Raw genomic sequence first — 21580 nt, 5'->3', positions numbered from 1 at the left:
ATGATTATTTGAAAGATACCTTGGGTACTTCCCGGGCAGCGTTGTCTTCCTGCAGGAATGATTCTTCTCGGAATCCAAACAAACCCGCCACAAGGTTGCCGGGAAATGTCGCCACTGATTGGTTATAATTGCGAACAGTAGCGTTGTAATAACGGCGACTCTGGTTGATTTTTGTTTCCATTTCTTTCAGGTCAGTCTGCAGGCTGAGGAAATTCTGGTTGGCCTTGAGGTCGGGATATTGTTCTGCCAGTGCAAAAAAATCAACGAGGGCTCTGTTCATGCCATTGCCGGCTTCCATCTTTTCTGCCGGGGTTCCCGCCGCGATGCTTTTATTGCGCCATTTGATCACTTCTGCCAGTGTACTGCTTTCATGAAGGGCATATCCTTTTACAGTTTCCACCAGGTTGGGGATAAGGTCATTCCTTTGTTGAAGGAAAGTTCCGATTCCGCTCCAGCCTTCTTTTACCAATATCCGTTGTTTGGTCAGGCGGTTGTACAGTACGACCAGGATAATGATCAGCAATACAATTATCAGTAGGACAATCAGTGATACCGGCATGGATAAAGTTTTATATTCAATATAATCATTTCTCCCCGCAGTTGAGAATCATTTTCAGCACCTTCCGCGGTTCACCTTCCCGGATCATATCAGGGATGTGATCACCGGTAAAGCTGAATCCGATTTTTTTATACAGTCTGATGGCGGATAGATTTGTTTCCAGTACAAAGAGACAGATGCTATCGGGGTGGTATAACCGTATACATTCAGACATCAGTTCACGGATGAATTTTTCCCCGATGCCAAGTCCCCTTTTGTTTTGATCCCCCACCAGCAGGCGTCCAAGCCTCGGAGCGTGCTCTTCATTTACAATGATTTCGCCCATCGCAACCGGCATGCCGTCTGCTTCGCCGATATACAATTGTTTGGATGGGTATTGTTGCTGGTGCGCTTCTATCTGGGCGGTGGTGATCGGGTAGTTCCAGCCCGGACCAGCAACAGTGAACATGAGTTCAGGATCAGTGATCCATTGCTGAAGCAGTGAGATATCTTCCGGCCGGTATTTCCTGATGGCCATCCGCACTGTGTCAAATGATTGATTCATACCGGGAGGATTTATTCAGGGTTTTTGATGCGGATTATCCATTTAACGATCTCGAACCAGAGTACGGATATGCTGCCCGCCAGGCAGCTTGCCAATGCCTGCAAACCGGTTAAAGGTGCAAAGCCGAAGAAACTGGTCACGGCAGGTATTACCAGCATCAATAATGTCAGCAGGATGGTGCTGCCAATGATCAGTAATACGAGGTTGTTCCGGTATTTCGCGGTAGTGAAAATGGAATAATAAAAGGAACGGTTTACCAGTGTCAGGAATATATTGGCAGTGATCAGCGCCAGGAATACCATGGTGCGGGTTATATCTTCTGTTGCGCCCTGCTGCACCGAATATAGGTAGGTGAACATTGTTCCGGCGGTAATTGCCAGGCCCTGGATGATGCTGGTGTTCAGTTCTTTCCAGTTAAAAAAAGTTGTTGTGAATGGCCTGGGCGCCTGCTTCATGATATTTTTTTCCATGGGTTCATTTTCATAGATAATGGAACAGGTTGGCCCCATAATCAGTTCCAGGAAAATGACATGCACCGGTGTGAAAATATTGGGATATATCCAGCCTGCTGCCAGTGGAATGAATACCGTAAGGATAATCGGGATATGAATGGAGATGATATAGCGGATAGCTTTTTTCAGGTTGGTGTAGATCCTCCTGCCCATGGCAATGGCAGTGACCATTTTGCCGAGGTCATCATCCGTAAGGACAAGCGATGCCGCCTTTTTGGCTATTTCGGATCCCTTGTATCCCATGGCAATGCCGATATGTGAAGCCTTCAGGGCGGGACCATCATTAACGCCGTCTCCGGTCATGGCCACAACATGCCCTTTTGCCTTGAGTGCATTGATAATGGCCATTTTTGCCTCGGGGAACATCCGGGTGAAAATATTGGTGTGGTCAACGGCAGATTCCAGCGCAGCAGGATCGGTATGGATAAGGTTTTCACCATCCATCACTTTGCTGCCATCCCTGAAACCGATCTGACGGGCAAGCGTAGACGTAGTAAGTGCGTTGTCGCCAGTTACAATTTTTACATTGATGCCTGCCTCGTGAAATGAGTTCAGGACCTGTTCAATATTTGGTTTCGGCGGATCATAAAATGCCAGAAGTCCTTTGAATTGAAAGCGGAATGACTGTTGCGCTTCAGGAAAATCATTTCCACTATAATCTGATTCGGCTACTCCCAATACCCGGTAACCTTTTCCGGCAAGAGCCCTGAAGGAATCCGCAATGGTAATTTTATCTTCATCGCTTAACATTGAAACTGCAAGGATCGCTTCCGGCGCACCTTTGGTAGCAATAATCCGCTGCCCCTTCCCGTTTTCAAAGATATGTGTCATCATGGGCGGACGGCCATCCAGCGGATATTCGTGAATCATTTTGAATCCGGGCCTTTCGTCCTCTGCTGCCTGCCTGCCATATATTTCATGCAGGGACTGTTCCATAGGATCATAGGGAATGGGCTCACTGGCCCACATGCCCAGCCGGATCAGTTCTTTTTCGCGGGCACCATCCATTTCCGCCGGACCACAGATTTTATTTCCTGCAAATACATACAGGCTCACCAGGCTCATTTTGTTTTGGGTGAGGGTGCCGGTTTTATCTGTGCAAATGACAGACGCGGACCCCAGTGCTTCCACTGTTGTTGTCTGTTTTACAATAACGCCCTGCTTCAGGAGGCGCCATGCACCCAATGCCATGAAGGTGGTGAATGCCACCGGAATTTCCTCCGGCAATATGCTCATCGCCAATGTAAGTGCTTTCAGGAAGCTGTCAAGCCAGTCATGGGAGCGGCTGAAATTGATGGCCCATACAATGATAAAGATCAATATTCCCAAAAGGGCCATCTTCCTGACAAAATTGTGGATCTGGATCTGGAGCGGTGTTTTCTCCTCTTCAATGGTTTCCAGACTGATGCCAATTTTGCCCAAACGGGTACCGCTTCCGACTGCAGACACCCTGCAGATGGCCAGTCCGCCTGTAACGGAAGTTCCCTGATAAACCTGGTTGTCTTCTGTGCTTTCGTTTTTGCTGATGGTGAAAGATTCACCAGTCAGGATTGATTCATTAAGGCTGAAGTCATTGGCCTTTGCAATAATGCCATCAGCTGGAACCGTCCGTCCTTCTTCCACCAGCATGATATCACCCACCACAAGTTCTTCCATTTTGATGGTGCTGGTTATACCGTTCCTGATTACGGTTGCTTCAGGTTGGGTAAGCGACTTCAGGGCAGCCAGGGCATTGCGGCTACGGGCATCCTGGTATAAGGAAATACCCGATACCAGCACGATGGAAACCGCCATAAAAATACCTTCACCAGTATCACCGCTGATAAAATATATGGCTGCCGCAGCCATTAATAATAATACCATGGGTTCTTTCGCAAGGTCAGAGATGGCCCTTACGACTGGATTTTCCTTTTTCCCTGCGATAATATTGGAACCATACTTTTCCCTCGATTCCAATACCTCCTGGTCTGTTAATCCTGAAAAGCCTTCCATGATGAATGCTGCTGATTTAATTATTATGCTTCAAAAACGGGTTTGAAGGCTGGCTTTATCCTTGCTTTGGCGGCCTGTTCAAAGGCATAGCCAATGCCGATGAGGGTTGGTTCAGAATAGGGGCTGCCATAAAAGGATATGCCCACCGGAAGGTCATATACTGTTCCGGCAGGTACAGTGATATGGGGGTATCCCGATATGGCCGCAGGCGTGGTCAGAAATACATTTCCCCAGCGGTCTCCATACCACAGGTCGATGCTGCAGGAAGGTCCCATGGTGATGCCGCTGATGGCATCCAGCCGGTTTGTTTTTATTACTTCATCCAGGATCTTTTTAGATCCGCTGTGACTGGCTTCCAGGGCTTCAATGTATTCCTTGCTGTCAAGTCCGCCAAGTTTTTCACAGGCTTCCAGGGTATCCTGTTTGAAATAAGGCATAGCCTTGTCCTCATTAGTCTTATTGAACTCAATTACTTCCTTCAGTGATTTTACTTTGGCATTGGCTTTGGCCAGGTATTTATTCACGCCATCCTTGAATTCATACTTGAGAACATTGTATTCATGTTTGCCGAGATCATCAATCTTATGCAGGTATTCGATCTCGATGATCTCCGCACCCTGTTGTTTCAGCAGTTCCTTTGTTTTTGCCAGCAGCGCATGCAGGTGATGGTTATCTCCCTGCGGCTTTTTTTCAAAACCGATCCTTTTGCCTTTCAGTGCATTTGCATCCAGCCACCTGGTATAGTCCGTGGATGATTTTCCTTCACTGTTTTTGGTAATGGCATCTTCTGTGTCAATGCCAGTAAGAGCGCCCAGCAGTATGGCAGCATCCCGTACGGTCCTGGCCATAGGGCCGGCAGTATCCTGTGTATGTGATATGGGGATGATACCCGAACGGCTGATCAGTCCGACAGTGGGTTTGATTCCCACCAGGGCGCAGGTGGCAGAAGGACAAACCACTGACCCGTCGGTTTCGGTTCCAACAGCCACCACACAAAGATTGGCAGCAGTGGCCACACCTGAACCCGAACTGGAACCACAGGGGTTATGTGTCAGCAGGTAGGGACTTTTTGTCTGGCTACCCCGGCTGCTCCAGCCCGAACAGGATGCTGAGGACCTGAAATTGGCCCATTCAGACAGGTTGGTTTTACCAAGGATGACTGCACCGGCTTCACGAAGTTTTCGAACTATAAATGCATCCTTAGTTGCGATATTTCCTGCAAGTGAAAGGGCTCCGGCAGTTGTCTGCATTTTATCTGCAGTATCAATATTGTCCTTTATCAGTACAGGGATGCCATGCATCGGGCCGCGCAGCTTCCCGTTTTTTCTTTCTTCGTCCATGGCTGCGGCGATGGTGAGGGCGTCGGGATTAACTTCTATGACGGAGTTCAGTGACGGACCAGACTGGTCAATATCTTTGATGCGGTCCAGGTATAACCGGGTAATGGATTGGGAACTCAATGCGCCGGATTGCATCTTTTGCTGCAACTCATCGATAGTTGTTTCATTCAGGCTGAAATCATCTCCCGTGGCAGATTTGGCTTTTTCTTCGGCGGGATTTTCGCTTTTGCAAGCTACTATTGAAATCGCAGTTAAGGAAAGTCCTGCAAGGGAACCATTGCGTAAAAAATTTCTCCTGTTCATGATGGTGCGGGTTTAATTTCTTATGTGTGTATGAATGAATGTAATGAAATTCAGTCAGCTGTTGAAAACTGAAAAATCTGTGTGTCCTCACCTGGAAAAGGAACAGTTTTTTCAAATTGCATACCCAGTTTTTCAATCAGGCGGATAGAAGGTTGGTTGTCGTGATTGACAATGGCAATGATTTTTTTCATGCCGAGCGATTCGCGTGCATATTGTAAAACAGCAGATGCAGATTCAAACGCATATCCTTTGCCGTTATACTCCGGGAGGAAAGCAAATCCGATGTCGGTATATTCCAGGAAATTCCGCCTGACCAGGCCACACATACCAATGGGAACCTGATCCTGTTCTGTCCTTACCAGGTACATGCCATATCCGTGTTCCGTATAACTTTTCATGGTGTTATTCAGGATATACTGCCTGGCGTCTTCGATGGTCCGGATGCCCCTGTCACCTATGTATTGAAGCCATCCCTTGGAATTCATCAGGCGGAAAACGAATCCGGCTTCTTCTCCGGTCAGTTCTGACAAACTCAGTCTTTCAGTTTTTAAAACAGTCATGCCCCTTGAATTTTAAATTGGGGCAAAAGTTACTCAAAATTAAAAAGCCCCGCAGTATTACTGCAGGGCTCATCTGAGTTATTTCATTTCATCAAATGAATTTGGTCTTACCGGGAATAGCAATCGGATAATTACCGTCGGCATCCGGTACAATCGGCGGTGCCGCGTCCCATGCAAATGTCCTGGGCATAATATCCATTCCACTGTTGATGGCCTTATCCCACTCAATCACCTGTCCGCTGTAAGTGGCCATCCTCCCAAGAACTGCCGTCATGGTACTTTTCGCACCATTCTCAGCATCACTGAATTTATATTGACCTTTCGCAATGGCTGCGAACAATTCATCATGTTCGGTCTGGTAAGGGTTGTTCTCTGTCTTCCTGTCGAACTGGTAAAGGCTTGTGCCCTTGCTGTCTGTGATCCTTGCAGCTCCGCAATGGATCTTTCCTTTTGTTCCGATCAGCAGTTCATCGACCCGGCTCATGGTACCAGGAATATGGCGGCACTGGCTGTTCAGTATGGAGCCGTCGGCATATGTGAATTCAACGTAATGATGGTCGTATATCTCGCCATGGTCTTTGCCTTTGCGGACCTGCCTTCCTCCCATACCCTGGGCTTTCACCGGGTAGGATCCCTTAAACCAGTTCACTACATCAATATTGTGAATATGCTGTTCATTGATATGATCGCCGCAGAGCCAGTTGAAATAATACCAGTTACGCATCTGGTATTCCATTTCTGTTTGTCCCGGCTTACGTTCGCGGACCCAGACTCCATCGTTGTTCCACCAGGCCTGGGCGGAAGTGATATCGCCGATCAGGTCCCTGCGCTTGAATAATTCAAGATAGGAGTTCTGGTAATGGCGCTGCAATCCAACCACCACGTTCAGCTTTTTCTGTTTGGCAACCGCAGCAGTTGCCAGTACTTTCTGCACGCCGGCAGCATCCACCGCTACAGGTTTTTCCATGAACACATGCTTACCCTGTTTGATGGCTTCTTCAAAATGAATGGGCCTGAAACCGGGAGGAGTGGCAAGGATCACCACATCAGCGAAGGGAATTGCTTTCTGGTAGGCGTCGAATCCGGAGAACTTTCTTTCCTCAGGAACATCGATGCTCTCTTTCAGACTGCCGTTATCAGAGGCATCATCAGAAAGCAGGGCTTTGTAACAATTATCGAGGTTATCGCGGAAAGCATCGGCCATGGCCACCAGCTTCACTTTTTGTTTTGAAAGGAGTGCCTGGATGGCAGCGCCCGTTCCCCGGCCACCACAACCAACCAGGGCAACCTTGATTACCTGTTCCGATCCGGAAAAGAAATTGGCGTTGGATATCAAAGGCGCAGCGACCAGTCCGCCTGCGATCAGTGAAGAGTTCTTTACAAACTCGCGGCGGGATGATAAATTTTTTTCGGTAGCAATCTTGCTCATACTGAAGTTTTTGAAGTGCACTAATTTACTGGAATTGACGGAGGTATTATGATTGATTATTAACCATTAATTGCCCAAAATTTCCCTGAAGAAGGCATTTGCCTCTGCGGGACTCGGTTGTTTCAGCGGTCGAACCACCCTGAATCCTACGGAAGCGCCGTCTGTCAGCCACCATTTACTTTTCGGAACCTGGGGATCACGCTTGTTCCAGGAAGGCTCGGATTTGATGCGGTTGGCAGGGCGAAGCTCAGAAGCTTCACTATCATATCCGCCACCTTTCAATACCTTTGGATAACGGGCAGGATTTACCGCAGTTTTCGGATCAACCGCATTGACCGGAATTTTCGAATAGGCATTTTCAGTATAGTGGTCCAGGGTCCATTCGCTTACGTTGCCCAGCATGTCGTAGAGCCCCCAGGCATTGGGCTTTTTCAGGCCGCTTTTATGGTATTTGTTTGCGCTGTTGGTGCTGAACCAACCATATTGTCCAAGGTCTTTTTCATTGTTTCCGAAATAATAAGTGGAAGTGCTGCCTGCGCGGCATGCGTATTCCCATTCAGCTTCTGTAGGCAGGCGAAAGAAAATTCCTGTTTTCTGGTACAGCCAGCGGCAATACATCACGGCTGCACGCTGCGACATACTGTTAACCGGGAAACCTCCTTCCTTACCCATGCCCCAGGTGAGATCAATATACTGGGCGCTGGGGCGGGTAATGGCATCTACGTCAGAGTTCTGGCTGGTAGATTCGTCTTTCCAGAAAACATCAAATGCATCGCGGCTCGCTTCAAAGGATGCCATCCAGAAGGGAGAAATTTTTACGGTACGTTGTGGCCCTTCATCGGAACTGCGGTGTTTTTCAGTAGCCGGACTACCCATTTTAAAGGTGCCGCCGGGGATGGGTACCATGTTGAATTCGATTTTTGAACCAGGTAATTTCTGTTTATAGGCTTTAAAATTGTCAGATTGACCTTTAACGGTGGCTGTAATACTCAGAAGTACAATCGGAACGGTAAAAAGTAATGGTTTCACGAGTTTTGCTTTTGCGGCCGGTAATATAAAGCATAAAATTTAATCAGCTATTGCGCAATCGATTTCCAAAAGTTGTTAAAACTTTCGGAACTGTGGTAGACCAGTTCACCACGTTTCATTTCGGCAATGAGAAATTCGGCATTTAATTGTTTGGCAAGCCTGCGTGCCTGCCTCAGTGGCATCAGGCTGATGGCCTTGGTCAGCCAGTCTGCAGTGGTGCCATCGTTCGCTATAACAGTCACATTCCGCTGTGAGGTAATGCCATAGCCGGTTTTGGGGTTAATGACATGCGAGTATTTTTTCCCGTTATGCAATATATACTGGTAAATATCACCGGAAGTGGTAACGGCTTTGTTGGTTATAAGAAGGTTCTGCGGCAGGAATTCTTCCTCACTGCGGGGAGCGTTGATGGCTACAGTCCAACCTTCTTTTCCGGGCGGGGCGCCGATTGTGACAATATCGCCGCTCACGTTTACCAGCGCATTCCCAATACCATATAACCTGATCCGTTCTGTCACTTTCTGGGCGATATATCCCTGCGCAATACCGCCCAGGTCCAGTTGCATACCGGGTTGGGTGAGAATAACCATCCTTGTGACAGTATCCAGCTGAACCTTGTGAAAACCTGTGAGGGCAAGAGTTGCTTTTACGGTGTCGGCCGGGGGCCAGGAGTTTTCCTTTCTCGCCCTGCGCCAAAGCCTTGACAAGGGTCCAAGTGTGATATCAAAACTTCCATTACTTAAATTGTATGCCCTGGCGGAGATCTTTAAAATGTCGAAAAGGGCGGGGGAAACCGGGAAAGGTGGATTGTTCTTTCCAGCGGCAGCACAGAGCCTGTTCAATTCGCTGCTGTCAATATAGTCGCTGAAGATGAGTACCAGTGAGTCGACCAGGTGGAAACAATCTTCCGAAACGGATGCTGCTGTACTGCTGTCGGCAGCATACAGCACAATGGTGAACGGCGCTCCCATTTTGGGTTCCGTAAAAGAATATCTTTTCGGTTGCGCGTAACTGTTATTAATAGAAATTAGCCAAAAGATGATGAAAATTAACTTCCGGTACAAGATTGAATAATTTGAATGAGATTCCGGTAAATTTAAGCTTCAAATTGATTTGTCATGCAAAGAAGGTCATTTCTTCAACAATCCCTCCTGGCCGGAGGCGCATTTTTAACATCGGCTGCTGCCATTGCCAGAACTGCAAAAACTGATACAGGTGTATTGTCTGAAAAACCATTTAACCTTGACTATGCCATTCATGATGGGATGTTTAAGAATCATGCGGGACCGGACTTTATTGAACAGATCAAGTTCGCCCACAGTATGGGTTTCCGTTCCATTGAAGACAATGGCATGATGGGCCGTTCTGTGGAACAGCAGAAGAAAATCGGGGAAACACTGGCGAAGCTGGGTATGCGGATGGGAGTGTTTGTGATCACTTCCGACAACTGGCATTGGAAGACCTCGCTGGCGAGTGGAAGGAAAGAATTTATTGACAGGATGGAAAAGGATTGCCGCGAGGCCATTGAAGTGGCCAAACGTTGCGGTGCCAGGTGGATGACCGTGGTGCCGGGCAATTATGACCGAAGTTTGTCGCATGATTTCCAGACCACCAATGTGATCAATGCATTGCGCAGGGCCTCCGATATCCTGGCCCCCCATGGGTTGGTCATGGTGCTGGAAGCCCTGAGTGATAACCCTGACCTGTTCCTGCGGCATACCGACCAGACCTTTATGATCTGCCAGGCAGTGAACAGTCCGGCCTGCAAGTTTTTGTTCGACATGTACCACATGCAACGCAACGAGGGGAATATCATGGCCAATATTGACAAAACCTGGGCGGAGACTCCCTATTTCCAGATCGGTGACAATCCGGGCCGCAATGAACCCGGTACCGGTGAAATGAACTACCGGAATATCTTTAAACATATTCATGCAAAAGGATACAAGGGCATCCTGGGCATGGAACACGGTAATGCCGGAGCGGGTAAGGAAGGCGAACTGGCCCTGATCAAAGCCTACCGCGACGCCGATAATTTCCTGTGATTTCTTTTCACCCGTCGGGTGCCACCCGACGGGTGAAAAGAACTTCAAACGATACTAATGCATAGAGCAAGGTTTTTTTTCCTGGTGCTGATCATTTCAGTTCCATTTCTGAATGCGCAAAGCCAGCCGGCCCAACCAGCTTTCAGCCAGGTGCGGGAGGAATATATCTTTAAAACCGGACTCATCGCCGACCTGCCTTCGAGGTATGGAAGAGAGGCCGTGTATACTGATGAACTGGCATACCGCCTGTTCACCGGAGAACTTCCTGCACCGAAAGCGGGAGGGAAGGCAGGTGCTACCAGAGACGGACAACCGATCATTTGGGAGCAGATGGATATTGACAGCAATTTCCGCCTGAGACCCAGGGTGGGAAGGGCTTTAAGCGGCGCGCCCGCCGGTCCGGGTGTACGCGCCGGTGCCATCCGCGGCGGACTCAGTTGGGGCAACAGAACCATATATTTATCTTATACGTCGCCCAAAGCGCAAACAGCCATACTCTCTGTTAAAGGCAACAGCAGTGTTTTTGTGAATGGGGTACTGCATGCAGGGGATCCGTATAACATGGGTTTCCTCAACCTGCCGATAGCACTGAAAAAAGGGGTGAACGAATTTTACCTGCGTGGATCCTCGGCGGAAGCCAGGCTCCTCTTTCCCTCCAAACCGGTGATGATCCAGGGCGATGACCCGACCCTGCCGCATATTGTGCCGGGCCGGCAGCAGGGCATCCAGGAGGGCGCCGTGGTAATCATGAATGCAGGAAACAGCATGCTGAAGGGACTGACCCTGCAATCAAGCCTGGGCGGGCAGGTTGAAAGCAGCGCGCTGCCTGATATACCGGCGATGACTACACGAAAAGTAATCTTCCGTTTCAACAGTTCAGAGATCCGGGAAAAGGGAATCCATGCCTGCCGGCTTCAATTGAGTATAGGTAAACTATTGCTGGATGAAAGGGAGATCCGGCTGGAGGCTGTAGGTACCGAAGATGCTTACAGCAGCACTTTCACCAGTGAAATAGACGGCAGCCTGCAGTATTATGCCGTAAGGCCGCAACTTCCAGCCGGGAATAAGCCTGCTGTCGGTAATGCATTGTTCCTTTCCGTTCATGGCGCCGGTGTGGAAGCCATCGGTCAGGCCCGGGCTTACCGTTCCAAGGATTGGGGCACGCTGGTGGCCGCTACCAACCGTCGTCCCAGGGGATTCAACTGGGAAGACTGGGGAAGGCTGGATGCCCTGGAAGTATTGGATATTGCCAGAAAACGCTTCCAGCCGGATCCGCAAAAGATTTACCTGACCGGCCACTCGATGGGCGGCCACGGCACCTGGTTCCTGGGAGCCACTTACCCCGATCGATGGGCAGCCATTGCTCCCTGTGCCGGTTATCCCACTTTAAAGGGATATGGTTCCGCGGATGGATTGATACCCGACAGTAGCGGCAATCCCCAGGAGCAGTTATTACTTCGCTCGGGAAACCAGAGTGATGTAATCCAACTGGCTTCGAATTACAAACACCACGGAGTTTATATTTTTCATGGTGATGACGACCGCACCGTTTCGGTTAGATATGCCCGTCAGATGCGTGGTATCCTGGGTGATTTTCATACCGACCTCAGTTATTACGAGTATCCGGGCGGAAGTCACTGGTTTGGCGATCACAGTGTGGATTGGGGCCCCTTGTTTGATTTTTTCAAATGGCACCGCCGCCTGCCCGACAGCACAGTGCATGCCATAGATTTCACCACCGCCAATCCGGGCATATCCGCTACCTCACGCTGGGTTACCATCCTGCAGCAAAGCCGTTCACTGGAATACAGCAGGGTGCAGTTGAGCAGGGATTTGCAGAATCGCACCATTACCGGCAGTACGCAGAATGCCAGGGTGCTGGAACTTGACCTGGCTGATTTTCCTTCGGGATCCTTGTGGACAGTGCAACTCGACAGCGGAATTGTCATCAGACACACTGTTGCCAACCAGGGCGGGCGCCTTGTGCTGGAAAAGACCGCCACCGGGTGGAGATCTGCTTCCCGTCCGGCTGCCTGGCAGAAAGGACCACATCGTTACGGTACCCTGAAAGATGCCTTTAATCATCGCATGGTGTTTGTAGTGGGAACTAATGGTACCAGGGAGGAGAATGAATGGAACAGAAACAAAGCTATTTATGATGCCGAGACCTGGTATTACCGGGGCAATGGCGCGGTGGACATCATTACCGACAAAGAATATTCAACTGAGCTGTACAAGGACAGGGGAGTAATCCTTTTCGGGAACAAATCCAATAATGTTGCCTGGTCTGCACTGCTGTCGGACTGCCCCATCCAGGTTGAAAGGAACCAGGTTTCGGCCGGCGGTCGCACCTGGAAAGGCGATGACCTGGCGGCATATTTTGTATGGCCGATCAAAGGGTCCGATAAAGCCTCTGTAGCAGTGATCACCGGCACCGGAATAAAGGGAATGCAGGCAGCAACAGCCAACCAGTATTTTGCGGGAGCCAGCGGGTTTCCCGATTTCATGCTCTTCGGGTTTGACATCCTTCACAAAGGGGCTGCTGCATTGAAATTGACAGGCTTTTTCGACCATGAATGGAAACTGGCGGATGATCAAATGGCGGTACAGGAATAGGGGTAATAAAACCACCCGCCTGGTGAAGCGTATCCAATAAGGCCCAAACCATTTGACAAATACAGCCTGGGAAGATTTCTTTTTTTCAAGGGAAATATTGGGGGAGGGTAAATTTAGTAGTTTCAGGTATGCGAAAATTCCTGTTTGTACTTTGTTTTCCGCTGGCACTCCAGGCTCAGCAACCATTTGCAGATACTGCCAGGGCAATTGACAAAATCCTGAATCCCTGGTCCGGAAAAAACATGCCGGGCGTATCAATAGCTATCAGCCGGAATGGGCAACTGGTTTATGCCAATGCTGTGGGGATGGCTGATTTGGAACATGCTGTACACAATGATACGGCCACGATCTTTGAAGCGGGTTCGGTATCGAAACAGTTCACGGCGGCGGCCATCCTGTTGCTGGAACAACAGGGCAAACTTTCACAGCAGGATGATATCCGTAAGTTCGTGCCGGAGATGCCCGACTACGGCCACCCCGTCCGAATCTATCACCTCATTCATCATTTGAGCGGGCTGCGCGACTGGGGAGCAGTGGCGGAAGTTGAGGGCTGGCCCCGTTCCACCCGAGCTCACACCAATGCACATGCGCTGCAGATCATGAGCCGTCAGAAAACCCTGAACAATGTGCCTGGTGCGGAATATATCTACAGCAACAGCAACTATAACCTGATGGCCATCATCGTCGAAAGAGTCAGCGGTACGTCATTCCAGGAATTCTGCCGGAAACATCTTTTTGAACCAGCCGGCATGCATCATACCCTCTGGCGCCATGATTACCGGCAGGTGGTACCTCGCAGGGCCATGGCGTATCAGCCAACCATGACCGGTTTTAAAACCCTCATGCCCTTTGAAGATGCACATGGAAATGGCGGACTGCTTACCACTCCGGCTGACCTGGTAAACTGGACGGCGTATATACATGCGGGTAAGTTAGGAGGTCAGCAGTTATTACAGAAGCAATTGGAAAGGGGAAGGTATAATAACGGGCGTGAGATGGCCTATGCCGCCGGTCTCCGCATCGGAACTTTCAACGGGCAGGACCTGGTTACCCACAGCGGTGCCACCGCGGGTTACCGGGCCAATCTGGATTACTATCCGGCTCAGGGACTTTCCATCGCCCTCCTGTCCAATTCCAGCGGAACTTCGCCCGTGGACCTGGCGCAAAAGATCGCAGCACTGTTTTTCCCTGCACCGCCAACAGAAAATTCCATAATCCATTCGGCCAAATCTGATCCGGTCAAATTAAAGCCCCTTGCCGGCTGGTACAGGAATACCCGTTCCGATGAAGGCATATTAATTGCGCAGAAAGACAGCGTACTGGTATTGCCATCCGGCAAAGCACTTGAATATTTAGGCGGGGGAAGGTTTGGCATGCAGGGTTATCACCTGCAGTTCAGGAACCACCAGGGGAGGGTGGACTATTTTGTGGTAGACCAGGAGGAAACGGGCGATACCGTGCTGTTTGAAGCGGCAGTTGCACCCGTGGTGAACAAAGAATACCTTACCGGATTTACCGGAACATTTACCAGTGAGGAAGCCAATGCCACCATTCGCATCAGGCATGGCGCCAATGGTATTCAATGGGAGCAGTTGCCGACAACCCTGGATAATCTCCGGCCTTCCTACCGGGATGGGTTTGAAGTACCGGGTGGACATATCCGGTTCATCCGCAATAGCAAAAAACAGGTGACGGGATTTCACCTGTCGGTGGGTAGGGCCAGGCGGATCTTGTTCAGGAAACTTTAAATGCCCTATTTTAGCCTTTCGATATAACAACCATATGCATTCCTTTGAATCCTTGTCGAAAGATTTTGCAGCGTTTTTCCAGAAGTCTCATTTTCCGGACCAGCCCGCCAGCCTTTACCAGCCCGCGGATTATTTCCTGGGACTTGGAGGTAAAAGGGTCCGTCCTGTTTGTTGCCTGATGGGAAATGAGCTCTTTGATGAGATCTTGCCGGATACCTGGCAGGTGGCAACTGCGATCGAATTATTCCATAATTTCACCCTCATCCATGACGATATTATGGACAAGGCTCCGCTTCGAAGGGGCATGGCCACCGTACATTCCAGATACGGAGAACCTACGGCTCTGCTGGCGGGCGATGTGATGCTGGTGGTTGCTTATGACTACCTCAACAAAGTGCGTTCCGAACATTTTCACCGGATCATCCAGTTGTTCAACCGCACTGCAAGGGAAGTATGTGAAGGGCAGCAATTGGACATGAATTTTGAAAAATCAGAAACCGTTTCGCTGGACGCCTATATCAAAATGATTGAGCTCAAAACCTCCGTGTTGCTGGCCGCCAGCCTTAAACTGGGCGCTATTCTTGGCGGGGCGGGAGAGGGCAACCTGCATCATATTTACGAATTCGGCCGCAACCTGGGCATCGCATTCCAGGTGCAGGACGATTACCTGGATGCTTTTGGTGATCCTGATAAATTTGGCAAACAGGTAGGTGGTGATATAATGGCCAATAAAAAAACATTCCTGCTCATAAAGGCGCTTGAATCTGCAGACCCCGCACTGAAAGCTGAACTGGACGCACTCCTGCAAAGCAATCATCCCGATAAGGTGGAAAAAGTGCTGGCTATTTTCCGGGCTTGCGGGGTGGATGAATGGGCGAAGACATTAAAGGACCAATACCTGTCTGCGGCCTTCCAGCATCTGGATGATATAGCAGTACTGAGTAAGCGCAAAGAGCCCCTTCGCAGCCTGGCGAACTTCCTTGTACAGCGCGATTACTAGGCAATTTGCCCCCTTTAACGGCTTTTTGTACAATAATTATTACCTATATTGGCGACCTAAACGAACTGCATGTTGAATTCTTTATTCAGAAAAAAATCTATTGACAAGATTATAAGTGATCATGAACAGGGGCTTTCTGAAGGTCATGGCGGCGGAATGAAAAAAGTGCTGAACGTGCGTGACCTTACCCTGATGGGTGTGGCTGCTGTGATCGGGGCAGGGATATTTTCCACCATCGGTTCAGCAGCATTCAATGGCGGTCCGGGTGTAATATTTCTCTTTATCATTACCGCCATCACGTGTGGGTTCACCGCACTCTGTTATGCTGAATTTGCTTCGCGTGTGCCCGTGTCCGGCAGTGCCTATACTTATTCTTATGTAACCTTCGGCGAACTGATTGCCTGGATCCTTGGCTGGGCACTGATTTTGGAATACAGCATAGGGAACATCGTGGTGGCCATCAGCTGGAGTTCCTATTTCAATAATATCCTGCAGAACATATTTCATATAAACCTGCCCGAATACCTTACTACCGGTTACCAGACAGCGAAACATGTTTATACTGATGCTATCGCTAACGGACAACCGACAGATGCATTGCTCTACGCCACAGCACCAAAATTCATGGGAATTCCTTTTATTGTAAACATCCCCGCGTTCGTGATTGTGGTGCTGGTAACGCTGCTGGCCTATATCGGAATCAAGGAGAGTAAGAACACGGCCAACTTTATGGTGGGCCTGAAAATCGTGGTACTGTTGTTCATCGCGGTGATTGGAATCTATATCATTTTTACGGATGACCTGACAGGGAACTGGACCCCCTTTTTACCCAAAGGGATGGAAGGGGTGCTAAAGGGGGTGTCTGCTGTATTCTTTGCCTATATTGGTTTTGACGCGATCTCTACCACCGCGGAAGAATGTGCCAATCCGCAGCGTGATATGCCCCGTGGCATGATCAATTCACTTATTATATGTACGGTGATATACGTGGTGACAACCCTTGTGATCACCGGAATGGTGAACTACAAAGAGTTTGAAGGGGTTACCGATCCGCTGGCATTTGTATTTGACAAGATCAATATGCAGAAAGTCGGAACTTTTATTTCACTCAGTGCAGTAGTAGCTGCTACCAGCGTAATGCTCGTATTCCAGATCGGCCAGCCCCGGATCTGGATGAGTATGAGCCGTGATGGCCTGATGCCTAAATCATTTTCTAAGATCCACTCCAAATATCAAACCCCCTGGTTTGCTACCATCATCACCGGTTTGGTAGTGGGAATCCCTGTTTTGATAGCGGATGATAAACTGATGACTGACCTGACCAGTATCGGAACCCTGTTTGCGTTTGTGCTTGTCTGTGGTGGTGTACTTGTGTTGCCCAGGATGGCTAATAAGCCGGGAAAATTCAATCTGCCTTATGTAAATGCGAAATTCATTGTGCCTGTCCTGGTGATACTGGCTACCTTTCTTTTCCGCGTACGTATCAGCGAGGCGTTCAGCAACCTGGGCAATGAAGGCTACCAGGAAGTCCTGTTCCTCGTTTTCATGGTATCTGCCTGGCTGATCGGAATATTTTCCTTTCTGCGCAATTACTCATTGATTCCGGTTCTTGGCATGCTTTGCTGCATGTACCTGATGATCGAGATCCCCGCCAAAAGCTGGCTGGTGTTTTTTGTTTGGATGGGACTGGGACTGGCCATTTATTTCCTGTACGGATACAGGAAAAGTAACCTGGCTAATGAGTAGTAAAGGGGCTAAGGAATGGCACATCGTTGTATCTTTGCCGCATGAAATTTGAAGTCGGTGACAAAGTAGTGATTCGCATCACCAATGAGGATGCGGAGGTGGTGGATATTATCAATGACAAAATGGTTATGGTGGATGTTCGGGGTGTTAAATTCCCGGCATACAATGACCAGCTGGATTTCCCTTATTTCAAGCAGTTTTCCAAACAAAAACTGGTACCTGAAAAAAAGCCTGCCCCCAAAACCTTTATAGATCAGGTTCCCAAAGAAAAGATCCGGCAGATGCCAAAAAGGGAAGCCAACGGGGTATGGATTACCTTTATCCCGAAATTTGAACAGGACGATTTCGGCGATGATGTGGTTACCCTGTTAAAGATCCATCTGCATAACCAGAATGACGAAGGATATGCTTTCACCTACGACCTGAAGTACTTCGGTCAGGCAGATTTTGAACTAAAGAACCAGGTGATGGGTCATCAGGATTTTTACCTCCACGATATTCCGTTTTCAAATCTTAACGACAGTCCGTCTTACCATTTTGAATTCAGCCTGCTCACACCTGATAAACATAAAGCCCCCTATTTTGAGGCCAGCCTGAAACTGAAACCCAAACAGATTTTCCAGAAGATCCAGGAGATACAGGAAAAAGGTGAACCTACTTTCTCTTACCAGTTGTTCAAGGATTATCCATTAAAGGTGGAGGAAGAAAAAATGGAACTGGGCAAACTGGCTGCAGCTGGATTTAAAATGTATGAAGCATCAAAGGCGAAACAGCACCTGCCGCCGGCGAGGACCGTGGTTGACCTGCATATCGAAAAGCTGACCGATGGATGGAAAAGTATGAGCAACGCTGAGATTCTTCAGTTCCAGGTAGATCAGTTCGAGAAGTATTACGAGCTGGCGCTGGCGCATTACCAGCCCATGCTGACAGTTATTCATGGTCTTGGCAGCGGCCGCCTGCGGGATGAGATCCATGATATCCTGCGGCATCGCAAACCCGTGAAATATTTTGTGAATCAGTACCATCCCAGTTACGGGTATGGAGCTACCGAAATTTACTTTCAGTATTAGTATCTTTGCATTCTTCTCTCCGCGCTATCGCGGCGGGCTTTGGCCCGTCGAGGAAAGTCCGGACAGCGCAGGGCAATACACCGGCTAACGGCCGGGGGGCGGGCAACCGTTCACAGACAGTGCCACAGAAAATAACTGCCTTCAAAGCTTCAGCTTTGGGGGTGAGGGTGAAAATGTAGGGTAAGAGCCTACGGTGTTGTTCAGTAATGGGCAATGCGGGTAAACCTTGTATGCTGAAATGCCATGTAAACCGGTGGCTGAGGGCGGCTCGCCCGATGATTCCGCAAGGAGTCAACGCCGGAGGGTAGGCAGATAGATCGTGCCAGTAATGGTACGGCCAGATAAATGATAGCGGTCACCCGCTGCGGCGGGATTTCCGCCGCAGCGGGTGAAACAGAATCCGGCTTACAGGAGAGAAGATTTTTTATTTCAATTCAAAGGGCAGGGCATCAAACTCCTTTCCGTTCATAATAACTGATACACGGTGCCTGCCGGGATAATATTTCCGCGTGGTGATGGGACGGAAACTTTGTTTGCGGTGAATGGTCACTTTATCTCCGGCGGCGACCTGCTTTTCGCTGATCTTGAAGACTTTTTTTGAATGGCTGCCATTCTGCCTAAGGAAATAAATGGCGTATTCGAGTCTGATGACCGTAGTTTTCCCGGATTGGTTTACCAGGGTGAAAGAGAAGCTTAGATCTTCCCCGGCATTGACTTTTGGCGTATGGATCCGGAGGTTTTGCAGTTGTAACTGATGTGATTTTAAACCATAATAATCCAGTATTTCAGGATGGCCCTGTTTGAGTAAGCTGCGGCAACCGTGTTTGATAATGGCATCAGTTTCCTTACAAAGTCCTTTCCATTTTCTGGCAATTGCCAAAATTATTTCGGGGTTGTCTTTGGCGATATCATTCAGGTTATTGGCAACGCTGCGGCGCACATATTCCGATGGATCGGTTTTCAGGTTTTCCAGGATGGGAAGAATGGGCGCAGGATTCTTCTTGAAGGGTGATAATGCAATAGCCCATGGAAGCCGGGGCCTGCAGCCTTCGGAAGCAAGTCTTCTCACATGGTGATCGCGGTGCAGGGACCAAAGTTTCATTTGTACCATCATCCGCTCCCCGTATTGCAGGATAAAAGGCCTGATGGCAAATTCGCAGCTGGATAAACCGGTGGTCAGTTCCATGGCACGGACCGACTCGTCAAAATAAGCAAGCCCATACTGTTCGATATAATCCGCCAGGAACATGCATTCCAGGCTGGCTTTCGATATTGGGGATAATGCGATGGCACGGACGATGGTTTCAAATATAGGTGCTGCTTCGCTAAAATTGGCTGGCATGAAACGGTGCAGGGTGGTGGCTGTATGCCGCATCCGGGCTTTTAGTTCCTTCTCTTCCCAGCCCTGGTCAAACACCAGCCGGATGTACTGTTTTTTATCAAAACCTGGGACCGTAGTTTCCAGGACTGTGGCCAGGTGCTGGTAGAAAAAGGGCGAATAAAGGTCTTTCAGTAGTGTAGCCATGAAGCGAATATAGTGGGGGTGGATGACAGCCCTATGTCAGGAGGGTTCTCCAGATGTTAAAAATCTCCTCGACGCAGTTTTTGCCTGGATTGTTTTTTATCCGCATGTTGTTTCTTGTGTTCGATCCTTTTTTCCTTTGCAGCTTTGGAAGGCCTGGTTGCGATACGGGATTTCTTTTTAGTGAGGGCTGCAGTTACCAGCTCGTTGATTTTTTTGATCACCAGGGCTTTGTTGCCGGACTGCGTCCGTTCTGCCTGGGATTTTACAATGAGTTCGCCACTGGAGGTCAGTCGGTTGGCCAGTTTCAGTGCCAGCAGTTCTTTTTGTTCGGGACTGAAAAAGTTGGATTTCATGGGATTCCATCTTCCCTGGACCATGGTCTCCACTTTATTTACGTTCTGTCCCCCTTTGCCTCCGCTGCGTGCAGTCTGGAATTCTATTTCATTGGTGATATCAGGTTGCATGTTATAGGTGTCTGACATGTGGTGTCTGACATGTGTTGTAAAATTAATTGTTTATCAGGTGTCTGACATGTAGTGTCTGACATCTTTGTTGGAAAGGGACATTTTTACTGATGTCAGACACTACATGTCAGACACCTGATAACCTTAATGACGGTGGTGGGCAAGAAGGGCGGCGATCTCCATCATCCAGGCAAGTCCGAGGTGCAGGATGATGCCACCCAGGATGGATTGCGAATAGCAGGCTACAACGCCCAGCAGAATACCGCCGAAATAAGAGGAAATGCATTCCAGCAGGGGCTTGCCAAAGTGGATGGAACAATAAAAAACGGCCATGGGCAGTATGGCAGCCGGACCCGCAAAGCGGGCCAGAACCACTACGAGAAAGCCACGGAAGAATAGTTCAATGGTGAAAAAATCACTCCCGTAGGACAGTTCATAAAGCAGTTTCTGCCAGGGGGCGGGGCCGTCGGGCGACAAAAAACGAAGCGCTTTCAGCTTGGGATAGGTTTGAAGGAAATCGGCCTGGGTGGCAGCAAAACTAACAAGGGGAATGACGGCTGCCAGCAGGATCAGATAGGGCGCCCACTTAATATTCGCTGTTGTAAACCCGTAAAATGAACCCTTTTCCGCTCCGCTAAAGGATGGGCTGTCCATAAACAATTTAAGCGCCCACAGCATGCTAACGGTAATCAATAATCGAATTGGCCAGTCGGCAACAATAGCCCAGAACCTGCCGATATTGCCAGGTATCCAGGTACTGATAATTTCCTGCCATCCGCCGGCAGATACTTTCAATGCAAACAGCGCCGGGGCCAGCAGTATCAGCAGTTTCAGCAAAAGTGGAAATTGTACAGGGCGCTGGATCCAGAAATAAAACAACCAGGGCAGTGAAAAGGCCAGGAGATAAACCAGGTAAAAACCGATAAACTTTACAGGTCTGCCGGGCAGGTTGTTCAACCACTTCACCTCGATGCCCAGCTTGTAATTGGCAATTATCAATATTGCTGCAAAAATGGTGCAGAACAACAGATAAGGTTTGTTAACCTGCGAAAAAAAATCCTGGAAATAGGAAAAAAACATAGGCTGGGAATTATATGC

16 protein-coding genes, 1 other RNA gene and 1 pseudogene are annotated in these 21580 nt (G+C 49.0%); 7 read left to right on the top strand and 11 right to left on the bottom strand.

The window, feature by feature from the left end:
• Positions 1-4 precede the first annotated feature (4 nt).
• The 8 genes from BC349_RS01975 to BC349_RS01940 form a co-directional block, all read right to left on the bottom strand.
• A complete protein-coding gene (locus BC349_RS01975; RefSeq protein WP_187255072.1) occupies positions 5-559 on the bottom strand; it encodes a LemA family protein in 555 nt (184 codons plus the stop codon).
• Between the two features lie 25 nt (positions 560-584).
• Positions 585-1103 (bottom strand): GNAT family N-acetyltransferase, encoded by a 519-nt coding sequence (locus BC349_RS01970; RefSeq protein ID WP_187255071.1) that lies wholly within the window; start codon positions 1101-1103, stop codon positions 585-587.
• An 11-nt stretch (positions 1104-1114) separates the two neighbouring features.
• Complete coding sequence (locus tag BC349_RS01965) at positions 1115-3607, bottom strand: cation-translocating P-type ATPase (protein ID WP_187255070.1); 2493 nt, start codon at positions 3605-3607, stop codon at positions 1115-1117.
• 23 nt (positions 3608-3630) lie between these two features.
• Complete coding sequence (locus BC349_RS01960) at positions 3631-5250, bottom strand: amidase (protein ID WP_187255069.1); 1620 nt, start codon at positions 5248-5250, stop codon at positions 3631-3633.
• 50 nt (positions 5251-5300) lie between these two features.
• On the bottom strand, positions 5301-5810 hold the full coding sequence (locus BC349_RS01955; RefSeq protein ID WP_187255068.1) for a GNAT family N-acetyltransferase: 510 nt from the start codon (positions 5808-5810) through the stop codon (positions 5301-5303).
• Positions 5811-5901: 91 nt separating this feature from the next.
• On the bottom strand, positions 5902-7239 hold the full coding sequence (locus BC349_RS01950) for a Gfo/Idh/MocA family protein (protein WP_187255067.1): 1338 nt from the start codon (positions 7237-7239) through the stop codon (positions 5902-5904).
• A gap of 66 nt (positions 7240-7305) precedes the next feature.
• Positions 7306-8268, bottom strand: a complete 963-nt coding sequence (locus BC349_RS01945; RefSeq protein ID WP_343063582.1) for a formylglycine-generating enzyme family protein — start codon at positions 8266-8268, stop codon at positions 7306-7308.
• 47 nt (positions 8269-8315) lie between these two features.
• A complete protein-coding gene (locus BC349_RS01940; RefSeq protein ID WP_187255066.1) occupies positions 8316-9239 on the bottom strand; it encodes an FAD:protein FMN transferase in 924 nt (307 codons plus the stop codon).
• Between the two features lie 147 nt (positions 9240-9386).
• On the opposite strand from BC349_RS01940, the gene BC349_RS01935 reads away from it, so the two are divergent.
• The 7 genes from BC349_RS01935 to rnpB all read left to right on the top strand — a co-directional run bounded on the left by BC349_RS01935 (position 9387) and on the right by rnpB (position 18917).
• Positions 9387-10313 (top strand): hydroxypyruvate isomerase family protein, encoded by a 927-nt coding sequence (locus BC349_RS01935; RefSeq protein WP_187255065.1) that lies wholly within the window; start codon positions 9387-9389, stop codon positions 10311-10313.
• Positions 10314-10370: 57 nt separating this feature from the next.
• Complete coding sequence (locus tag BC349_RS01930; RefSeq protein ID WP_187255064.1) at positions 10371-12929, top strand: carboxylesterase family protein; 2559 nt, start codon at positions 10371-10373, stop codon at positions 12927-12929.
• 128 nt (positions 12930-13057) lie between these two features.
• Positions 13058-14677 carry a serine hydrolase domain-containing protein gene (locus BC349_RS01925; RefSeq protein ID WP_187255063.1) on the top strand — a complete coding sequence of 540 codons (1620 nt, stop codon included), beginning with the start codon at positions 13058-13060 and terminating at the stop codon, positions 14675-14677.
• Between the two features lie 34 nt (positions 14678-14711).
• Positions 14712-15677 (top strand): polyprenyl synthetase family protein, encoded by a 966-nt coding sequence (locus BC349_RS01920; RefSeq protein ID WP_187255062.1) that lies wholly within the window; start codon positions 14712-14714, stop codon positions 15675-15677.
• Between the two features lie 69 nt (positions 15678-15746).
• A complete protein-coding gene (locus tag BC349_RS01915) occupies positions 15747-17423 on the top strand; it encodes an amino acid permease (RefSeq protein WP_187255061.1) in 1677 nt (558 codons plus the stop codon).
• Positions 17424-17464: 41 nt separating this feature from the next.
• Positions 17465-18493, top strand: a complete 1029-nt coding sequence (locus tag BC349_RS01910; protein WP_187255060.1) for a Smr/MutS family protein — start codon at positions 17465-17467, stop codon at positions 18491-18493.
• Between the two features lie 11 nt (positions 18494-18504).
• An RNA gene (gene rnpB / locus BC349_RS01905) (RNase P RNA component class A) lies at positions 18505-18917 on the top strand.
• Here the strand turns inward: rnpB and BC349_RS01900 are convergent.
• From BC349_RS01900 to BC349_RS01890, 3 genes and pseudogenes are all read right to left on the bottom strand, one after another.
• Positions 18918-20018, bottom strand: coding sequence for a DNA alkylation repair protein (locus tag BC349_RS01900; protein WP_187255059.1), 1101 nt, complete (start codon positions 20016-20018; stop codon positions 18918-18920).
• A gap of 56 nt (positions 20019-20074) precedes the next feature.
• Positions 20075-20464, bottom strand: a pseudogene (gene arfB, locus BC349_RS01895) (alternative ribosome rescue aminoacyl-tRNA hydrolase ArfB); the annotation flags it as partial.
• 162 nt (positions 20465-20626) lie between these two features.
• On the bottom strand, positions 20627-21562 hold the full coding sequence (locus BC349_RS01890) for a CPBP family intramembrane glutamic endopeptidase (protein WP_187255058.1): 936 nt from the start codon (positions 21560-21562) through the stop codon (positions 20627-20629).
• Between the last annotated feature and the right edge of the window lie 18 nt (positions 21563-21580).

The organism is Flavihumibacter stibioxidans (assembly GCF_014332695.1).
GTDB lineage: Bacteria > Bacteroidota > Bacteroidia > Chitinophagales > Chitinophagaceae > Flavihumibacter > Flavihumibacter stibioxidans.
Note: the sequence above shows the minus strand (reverse complement) of the source record. Positions and strands in the feature narration are given on the sequence as shown.